The 6,095-nt window shown below is 66.3% G+C and carries 6 protein-coding genes; 2 read left to right on the forward strand and 4 right to left on the reverse strand.

Features of this window, described 5'->3' with window-relative positions; translation table 11 throughout:
- Positions 1 to 427: 427 nt before the first annotated feature.
- Positions 428 to 1,036 carry a TetR/AcrR family transcriptional regulator gene (locus ACXJKH_RS12650; protein WP_457319710.1) on the reverse strand — a complete coding sequence of 203 codons (609 nt, stop codon included), beginning with the start codon at positions 1,034 to 1,036 and terminating at the stop codon, positions 428 to 430.
- 79 nt (positions 1,037 to 1,115) lie between these two features.
- On the opposite strand from ACXJKH_RS12650, the gene ACXJKH_RS12655 reads away from it, so the two are divergent.
- Complete coding sequence (locus ACXJKH_RS12655) at positions 1,116 to 1,733, forward strand: NAD(P)H-dependent oxidoreductase (RefSeq protein ID WP_457319713.1); 618 nt, start codon at positions 1,116 to 1,118, stop codon at positions 1,731 to 1,733.
- Between the two features lie 320 nt (positions 1,734 to 2,053).
- On the opposite strand, the gene ACXJKH_RS12660 is transcribed toward ACXJKH_RS12655, so the two are convergent.
- The 3 genes from ACXJKH_RS12660 to ACXJKH_RS12670 form a co-directional block, all read right to left on the reverse strand.
- The gene (locus ACXJKH_RS12660) at positions 2,054 to 2,593 is read right to left on the reverse strand and encodes a DUF805 domain-containing protein (protein WP_457319715.1); all 540 of its coding nucleotides are present in this window, start codon (positions 2,591 to 2,593) and stop codon (positions 2,054 to 2,056) included.
- Between the two features lie 70 nt (positions 2,594 to 2,663).
- Positions 2,664 to 4,109: an amidohydrolase family protein gene (locus tag ACXJKH_RS12665; protein ID WP_457319717.1), complete on the reverse strand. Its 1,446-nt coding sequence runs from the start codon at positions 4,107 to 4,109 to the stop codon at positions 2,664 to 2,666.
- A gap of 139 nt (positions 4,110 to 4,248) precedes the next feature.
- A complete protein-coding gene (locus ACXJKH_RS12670) occupies positions 4,249 to 4,854 on the reverse strand; it encodes a glutathione S-transferase family protein (protein ID WP_457319720.1) in 606 nt (201 codons plus the stop codon).
- Between the two features lie 119 nt (positions 4,855 to 4,973).
- On the opposite strand from ACXJKH_RS12670, the gene ACXJKH_RS12675 reads away from it, so the two are divergent.
- Positions 4,974 to 5,954 (forward strand): helix-turn-helix transcriptional regulator, encoded by a 981-nt coding sequence (locus tag ACXJKH_RS12675; RefSeq protein WP_256776721.1) that lies wholly within the window; start codon positions 4,974 to 4,976, stop codon positions 5,952 to 5,954.
- The last annotated feature ends 141 nt before the right edge of the window (positions 5,955 to 6,095 follow it).

Below are 6,095 nucleotides of genomic sequence, written 5' to 3' on the forward strand. Positions count from 1 at the left end.
CTTCTGGTCCTGGTCCTGGTCCTGCTGTTGMTGCTGGCCCTGACGCTGCGGATCGCGCTGCTGCTGTTGCTGGCCCTGCTGGCCCGGCGGATTGTTCTTTTGTTCCTGCGGATTCTGCTGGTTCTGCTGCGGGTTCTGGTTGGTACCCATCTGTGCATCTCCGGAATTCGGCAACGAAATGATGCCGGTGGATGCACCGTAGCCGCGCCAAGGTTACCGTCGCGTGCGTGCGGGGCGCAGATGCGTAGACGCCATCGACATGTGGCTAAACAATTCATGACACGGCACGCAGCTGCCATGCCGCTGTCTCATTCATTACCCGAAACAGGGCTGTTTCGAGCGCTGTGAGCGCGTCCAGGCAATAAGCAAAGATGCATTGGTCATGACGCGGGAACGCGCTACCAACGCCCACCCGCTGCAGTCTCCATCACGCGCGCTCCACCATCGACATGATCGTCGCCGCCAACTCCTGCTGTGCCTGCAGCGGCGTAATGTCGCCAGTGATCGCCGCAACCGACAATCCTTCCGCCGCACCGAGCATGCCCCACAAGCCGGCCGATGGCAGCACGCCACCGCGCGCGAACGGTGCGAGCAGGTTGCGGCATTGCTCGATGAAGAGCGCCTCGTACTCGCGCTTGATCCGCGCCAGTTCCGGCGAACCGGCGAGCGCGGCGATCACCCCGGGTATCTCGCGGCCCTGGGTTTGCACACAGGCCACGTAGGACTGCGCGATGACCCGCGCCTTGTCTTGCAGGGCCGGCCCACTGGCTGCCAACGCCGCGTCCATCACCGCGCCCTGACGCTGGTCGAAATCCCGGTACAGCGCGGCCAACAACCCAGCCCGGGTGCCGAAGTGGTCGTAGACCACCGGCTTGGTCACCCCGGCCTGTTCGGCCAGGCGCCCCAGCGTCAGCGCCTCGGTGCCCTCTTCGCGCACCAGCCTCCAGGCTTCGGCCAGCAGCTGCGTGTGGCGGTCGGCGCGGGTCAACCTGCGACGCGGGGCGCCCAGGGACGAATCAGCAACGGCACTTGACATGGCTATATACCAATCGTAACTTACGAGTCGTAACTTACTGAAAGTATACACACCTGCCCGCCTCCCCGGATCGCCCCCCATGCACACCCTGATTGTCGCCTCACACCCCAACCCGGATTCGCTGACCCACGCCGTTGCCGCCCGGATCGCCAGCGGCATCACCGCCGCCACCCCCGCCGCCACCCCCGACGCCACCCCCGACGCCACCCCCGACGCCACGGTCGAACGCGCCGACCTGAGCGCCGAAGGGTTCGACCCCCGCTTCACCCAGGCCGATCTTGACGGCCACCATCGCCTGCGGCCCTTTCCGCAGGATGTACTCGCCGAACAGGCCCGCCTGGACCGAGCCGATGCGCTGGTGCTGGTGTTCCCGGTCTATTGGTGGGCGATGCCGGCACAGCTGAAGGGCTGGATCGACCGGGTATTCTCCAATGGCTGGGCCTACGACGACGCCGGCGGCCGGGTGGTCAAGAAGCTCGGCCATCTGAAGGTGCACCTGGTGGGGCTCGGCGGTGCCGACGAGCGCACCTGGACCAAGCGCGGCTATACCGGCGCGATGAAAACCCAGATCGACACCGGCATCTTCGACTACTGCGGCGCGCCGGTGGTGTCCTCCACGCTGCTGCTGGAGGTGGACACCAACGATCCGGCACCGCACCTGGACACGGCCCATGCGCTTGGCCGGTCGATCGCCTGAGAAAAGAGTTCTTCGCCGCTATGCGTGGCAAGTAGAAGCGTCCTTTGATCCTCTTCAAAGCGGTGGTCGGTGGATCGGGCGCCGGGCCTCCCTGCCCTTTCCGGCGACGCCCCCGGCCGCAGGGCGGCCTCCTCCTTTATTTCGCCTCCAAGGGCACGGAGGCCCAGCACCCGACCCACCGACCAGTGCCAAAAAAGCCCCGCTTCTACCTGCTCACCGCAAGCCGCTACGGGGCCCACACGCTCGCGACAGACCCGAGCGAAGACACCACCCGATCCACACGCCGCCGGCACCGCCCGTCCACACGCGTAGCGTTGTGTTCAGCTACTACGGCCCTTGCAACAAGACKCCCCCTCAGGGGAGAGAAGAACAAAAAACGCCCCGCAGTGCGGGGCGTCTTCAACTGCTGTACCGCCGGTCGATCRGACCGTCGGCGGCACCGGACCGAAGCGGTTTTCGCCCGGGGTACCCGGCAGCACGTTGAACACGAACAGAATGATGCCACCCACGAACGGAATCAGGCCGAACAGCAGCACCCAGCCGGACTTGTCGATGTCGTGCATGCGACGGATCGCCACGGCGATCGCCGGCACCAGCACCGCCAGCCAGAACAGACCCAACAACGCGCCGAACACGCCCGATACCAGGCCGCTGTCCATTGAAGCGCCAATACCGACGCCGGCGTAGCCAACCACCATCACCAGGAACAGGAACAGCTGGAACATCCAGTATTCCTTGCGACCGGCGCGGCCATCGAACTGGGCATAACGCGTGAGCGGAACAAACATCGATTTCATCGGATTCACTTCATCCTGAAGGAGGAAAAGACCTGCCTCTCCATGGGCGCGGGCGCGCGCCATGTAGCAGGGCGGCGCGCAGGATAGCAGTTGTTCAGGTTCTTTTGGATTGCCGAATCCGGTATTGACGCGCTTACTTCGCCGCCGCCTTCCACCCGGCCACCTTGGCCCCGGTCTGGGACAGCAACGCGTCCAGCGCCTTGCGGTCGTACACGTGGCCGCGCAGCACCACGGTATCGATGGCCCGAGTGGCGGCGATGTCCTCCAGCGGGTTGCGCGTGAGCAGCACCAGATCGGCCGCCTTGCCGACCGCAACGCCACCATAGCGATCCAGCAGGCCGAACCATGCCGGCCCCGCGCGGGTGGCTGCCGACAAGGCCTGCGCCGGCGTCAGCCCTTCCTTGACGAACAGGCTCAGCTCGTCATGCAGGCCGATGCCCGGATAATTAAAGGAGTTGAGGAAGCCCGCATCGGTGCCCGCCATGAGGGTGACGCCGGCCTGCTGCAGCATCGGCAGCACCGCGGCAACCTGATGGTATTGCTGGTGCCGCGCCTGGATCTGCGCCGGCGTGGCGTTGGCTGCGCGTTCGACGCGCCAGGCGTAGGTCGCCTGCAGTTTCGGGCCGATATAGGCCAGGTAAGAATCATTGGCATGGTCGTCCTGGTCGAGGAAATCCAGGATGCGCCCGCCGTTGAGCGTGGGCGTCACATACACGCCGTTGGCGGCAAACCCCCGATAGGCGGCCATGGCAGTGGCGTGATCGAAACCTCCGTCGAGGCGACGATTGGCTTCGGCCCGGTCGATGCGCTGTGCCGCGAAGTCCGCGGCGATGGCAGCCTCGTCCTTGACCCCGGCCTTGTACGCGTAATCCAGGTGCTCGATCGAACTGATGCCCGCGTCCACCGCCTGCTGCACCGTCAAGGCCATCGGGATGTGCCCGGACGCGCGCAGCCCATTGGCACGCGCGCCACGCACCGCAGCCAGGAACAGCTCAGGGGTAAGTGTGCTGTCGGTGATCTTGACGAAGTCGACCTGGTCCTTCTTCAGGCGCACGAAGGCCGCATCGAGGTCGGCCTGGCTGCCCACTTCGAGGGTGCCCTTCCAGACCGGCTTGATGCCTTCGATTTTCGCGCCGGAGGTGAACAACTGCGGTCCGGCCAGGCTGCCGTCGCGGATCTGCCCGCGCCATTGCAGCACCTGCTCGGGCAGATCGCCGGAGGCGTCGCGGATGCTGGTGATGCCGTGTGCGATATAAAGCGGGAGCAGCGCCTTGTTCTCTTCGATCAGCTCGGGACCACCACCAAAGTGCACGTGCATGTCCCACAGGCCAGGCATCAGATAGCGCCCCTTGGCCTCGATGCGCTGTGGCGCGCGCCACTGCGCGGCAATGGCGTGGTCTTCGCCCACCGCGACGATGTCGGCACCGCGCACCACCACGCTCTGGTTGGCCACGGTGCTGGCGTGTTCGACATCCACCACCGTGACGTGGCGGATGATCAGATCGGCCTGCTCGACGGCGAACGCCGGTGCAGCCAACAGCAGCAAAGCGGGAACCAGGGGGCGCAGCAAGGTCTTCATCGGCAGGTTGGTTCAGGGGAACGGGCCACCATAAGACGGTGGCGCGGGCATGCACCAGTGAAATTTCGACATGCCGCACATGCATATTCTGAATACCGTCCCGCCGCATCACTGCGGCGGGACGGGAGCACCCTGYGGCTTAGACGGAACCCTGCATGGCCGGGCGCGCCTGCAGCGCGGTCAACCACGCCTTCACGTGCGGGTGCGCTTCCACGTCGGCGCCGAAGTACACGCCGTAGCCCACCACCGAACCCACCACCAGGTCGACCAGCGAGTAGTCCTGGCCCAGCATCCAGGTTCGTCCCGTCAAGTGTGCATCCAGGATATCCAGCAGGTCATCGACCCCGGCCAATGCTGCAGCGGCGTGGTCATGGTTCTGCAGTGCCTCCTCGCGGGTAGCCAGCCACAGGCGTGACAACAACGCCGCGTAGGTGACGTAAGCCCAGCTGGTCCACGACAGCGCCTGCAGCCGCGCGGGACTGCCTTCCTTCGGCCACAGCCCCTGCGCCACGCCATGCTGCGCGCCCAGCCATTGCAGGATCGCCAGACCCTCGAACAGCGGCGTGCCGTCGACCACCAGGCACGGCACCTTGCCATTGGGATTGATGGCCAGATAGGCCGGTGTGCGCTGCTCGCCGCTGCGGATGTCGATTTCGACCCGCTCGTGCGGCACCGCCAGTTCGGCCAGCGCGCAGGCGACCGGGGTGGCGCTGGACATCGGGTGCCAATAGAAGACGAGGGACATGCGGAACTCCTTGTGGATGATCGTGGGAAACGTGCAGCCGTGCCGGCCTTGCACCCTGCCCACAGGCTAGCCACCATTGCGGACAGAACCTGTCCCCGATCAACCACCACACTGCCGCCATGCTCTCCGCCTCCGCCCGCCTGCTCAGCCTATTGTCCCTGCTGCAATCGCGCCCGCACTGGGCCGGCAACGCACTGGCCGAACGCATGCAGGTGCATCCGCGCACCCTGCGCCGCGACATCGATCGGCTGCGCCAGCTCGGCTACCCGATCCAGGCCAGCAGTGGCGTGGCCGGCGGCTACGCCTTCCGCGCAGGGCGAGCCCTGCCGCCGCTGCTGCTTGACGATGAGGAAGCACTGGCTGCCGCCATTGCGTTGCGCACCGCCGTGACCGGCACCGTCAGTGGTATCGAGCAGACCGCGATCACCGCACTGGTGAAGCTGGAACAGGTGATGCCGCCGCGCCTGCGCAGGCGGCTGGACGCGCTGCGTTCGACCATCCTGCCGCTGGACCAGTCCGGCCCGGTAGTCGATGCCGGCGTACTGGCGGCGTTGGCCGGCGCGTGCCGCGATCAACTGCAGGTGCACTTTGACTATGCCGACCGCAACGACCAGCGCACCCGGCGCCGGGTCGAGCCACAGGGCGTGGTCCACACGGATCGACGCTGGTATCTGGTGGCGTGGTGCACCGCCCGCGAGGACTGGCGCACKTTCCGCATTGATCGCATCGTGGCCGCACCGACCGTGGGCGCGCATTTCAGTCCGCGCCCGGCGCCAGGCAATGGCGACCTCCGCACCTGGGTGGCGCAATCGCTGTCGCTGGGTCAATACAGCGAACAAGCCCGGGTAATCCTGCATGCCCCGTTGGCCAGCATGCAACGGCAGATTCCGACCTCGGCAGGCAGCCTGGAGCCGGTAGACGCGGAGCGCTGCCTGCTGATCTGCGGGGCCAGCCCGCTGGGCGCGATCGTGTACTGGCTGATGGCACTGGACCTGGAATTCGAGGTGCTCGGGCCACCGGCCCTGCAGCAGAAGCTGCACGAGGCCGGGCAACGCGTCGCCCGCAGCCTCGCACGTGCAGAAGCCGCCGCCGGGTATTGAACACGCCCGCGCCGTTTGCCGCCCCCACGGCGCCATGCTAGAACTCCAGCCCCATGCAGCAGATGGATGGCACCATGAGCGCCAGTGCAAAACCGAATCGCAGCCTGTTCGACCTGGACCTGCTGCGGGCCATCGTCACCG

The sequence above is a fragment of the Stenotrophomonas sp. P5_B8 genome (assembly GCF_054049855.1).